The organism is Actinomycetospora sp., assembly GCF_055612215.1.
Map to the genome: position 1 here is coordinate 1 of NZ_JBVPVA010000748.1, position 2,443 is coordinate 2,443.

2 protein-coding genes and 1 pseudogene are annotated in these 2,443 nt (G+C 76.7%); 1 reads left to right on the plus strand and 2 read right to left on the minus strand.

The window, feature by feature from the left end; all coding sequences use genetic code 11:
* A pseudogene (locus tag AC0CYZ_RS20390) lies at positions 1-302 on the minus strand (TVP38/TMEM64 family protein); the annotation flags it as partial.
* Between the two features lie 32 nt (positions 303-334).
* Positions 335-991 carry a putative glycolipid-binding domain-containing protein gene (locus tag AC0CYZ_RS20395; RefSeq protein ID WP_472218645.1) on the minus strand — a complete coding sequence of 219 codons (657 nt, stop codon included), beginning with the start codon at positions 989-991 and terminating at the stop codon, positions 335-337.
* A 70-nt stretch (positions 992-1,061) separates the two neighbouring features.
* Between AC0CYZ_RS20395 and AC0CYZ_RS20400 the strand changes: the two genes are divergently transcribed.
* Positions 1,062-2,321, plus strand: a complete 1,260-nt coding sequence (locus tag AC0CYZ_RS20400; RefSeq protein ID WP_472218647.1) for a hypothetical protein — start codon at positions 1,062-1,064, stop codon at positions 2,319-2,321.
* Positions 2,322-2,443: the final 122 nt, after the last annotated feature.

A 2,443-nucleotide genomic window follows, 5' to 3' on the forward strand; every position in this document is an offset into this window, starting at 1 on the left:
AACCCGATCGCCGCCGAGACCATCGACGCACCCACCGCGAGCCCCAGCCCCCACACCGGGCCGAAGACGAGCCCGGCCGCGAGGGTGAACGCGGTGCGGGGGATCGGCGTCGTCGTGATGACGGCGTGCACGAGGAAGAAGACCAGCGGGGCGGTGGGGCCGAGCCGGGCGGCCCAGTCGCGCAGCTCGAGCGGCGAGGGCAGCGGGACGGTGACCGCGACGACCACCGCGACGACGAGCACCCCGAGCAGCAGCAGCCAGCGCGTCCGGTTCGGCACCCCGCCCGCCCCCTCTCGCGCCACGGTCGCGCCGCGGATGGTCGTCCCCAGCGTAATCAGGCGACGCGGGCGAACAGCCCCTGGTACTCGCGGACGACGCCGAGTGGATCGACGGTGAACGCGAAGGATCCGTACGTCGGGTCGGCGTAGACGTACTGTGCGCCGTGGGGGCCGTCGGGCTCGCGGCGGTAGGTCTGCGTGACCCGCGCGACGGCGAGCGAGGGCACGTCGAGCCAGGCGACGTCCAGGCGGCGCTCCTCGCCGACCTCGAGGGCGAGGCGGCGCACCACGAGGGTGTTGGTCAGCGGCGAGATCGAGACGTCGACGTCGCGACAGCCCTCGAGCTCGGCCCAGTCGCGGCCGTCGAGGGTCCAGTGGCCGAGCGCGTCGGCGGTCAGCGTGACCCGGTCGAGGCCGTCGCCGCCGAGCACCTCGACGAAGCACGAGCGGGTCTGCCAGCGGGCGTCGACGACCACCGAGAAGCGGGTCGACCACGGGTGTGGCGGGCGCGGCCCGACCGGCCCCGGCGACCCGCCACCCTGCTCGACGAGGACCGGGCCGGTGTCGTCCGGCGAGTCGGTGCCGATCGCGGCGCCGTCGAGGAGGAAGGCCCCGTCGGGATGGTCGGGCGTCGCCTCCAGCTCGGAGATCGCGCCGTGCACGAGGCCGTGGGGCTCGTCGAGCCGGCGCCACAGCGCGGAGATCGGGGCCACGGCGTCATCGTGGCACGATCGGTGGCGACCGAGACGATCAGCCGGCGACCACCGGGAGAGGGGCTTCGAGGTGAGCGAGCCGCAGGACCGTCCCCGCGAGGACACCGGGGAGGGACCCGGTCCCGACGCGGTGCCGCCGTGGGACCCCGCGCGGGCCACCGGCGCGAGCACCCCGGAGCCGTCCGGCCCCGGCGACCGGCAGAGCCCGGGCGGGTGGCAGAGCCCCGGCGGCTGGCAGAGCCCCGGGGGTCGTCCGAGCTCCGGGAGCTGGCAGAGCCCCGGCGGATCGGGCCACCCCGGCAAGCCCTCCGCGGCCCCGGGGCCCACGACCGACCCGGCCCGGGGTCGCCCCGGGGACCCGTGGGGGTTCGGGGGCCCGGTCGCCACGCCGCGTCCGGGGATCGTGCCGCTGCGGCCCCTCGCCCTCGGGGAGCTGCTCGACGGCGCCTTCCAGTACATCCGCGCCCACCCGCGCGTCGTGCTCGGCATCTCCGCGGTCGTCGCGGTCGTGACGGTCCTCGTCCAGGCCCCCTTCCAGGCGTCGTACGCCAGCTCGGTCGAACCCCTGCTGGCCGACAGCAGCGGCACGCCGCCACGGCTCGACCAGCTGGGCGGGGCGCTCGGGGCCCTCGCCAGCTTCACGGGCGTCAACCTGCTGGTCAGCCTGCTGGCCAACACGGTGCTGACGGGGCTGCTCGTCGTGGTGCTCAGCCGCTCGGTGCTCGGCGCGCCCGTCGACGCGCGGAGCTGCTGGGAGGCGGCGCGCCCGCGGCTGCTCGGGCTGCTCGGGGTCGTCGTCCTCGTGGCCGTCGTGACCGTGCTCGCGTTCGTCGTCCCACTGGTCCCGGCCGGGGTGCTGGGCGTCCTCGGCGCCCCGGCCGCCGCGACCGCGGCGCTGGCCCTCCTCGGGCTGCTCGCCGGGGCGGTGCTCGCGGTCGTCGTCTGGGTCGTCCTGGCCCTCGCCGCCCCCGCGTACGTGCTCGAGGGCATCCCGGTGACGGCGGCGCTGCGGCGCTCACCCGCGCTCGTGCGGGGCCGGTTCTGGCCGATCCTCGGCGTCCTCGTCCTCGCCGTGCTCGTCGTGCTCGTCGTCGCCGGGGTCATCTCCGGGGTGTTCGCCCTGATCTCGAGCGGCGTCGGCGCCGCCACGGGGGAGACGAACCCGTACGCCCCGGTGCGCCTGCTGGTCACCTCGATCGGCGCGGTGATCGCCGGGACCCTGACCACGCCGTTCCAGGCGGGCGTGACCGGCCTGCTCTACATCGACCAGCGGATGCGGCGCGAGGGCTTCGACATCGAGCTGCAGCGGGCCGCCCGCGCGCAGGGCTGATGCTCGTCGCTCCTCCCGACCCGCCGCCGCCCGGCGTGCCGGTGGTCGTGGGCGCCGACCAGGCCCGGCAGCTGGCCGCCCAGGAGCTGGCGAAGCCGGCCTACCGCGCGGCCGAGCCGGGG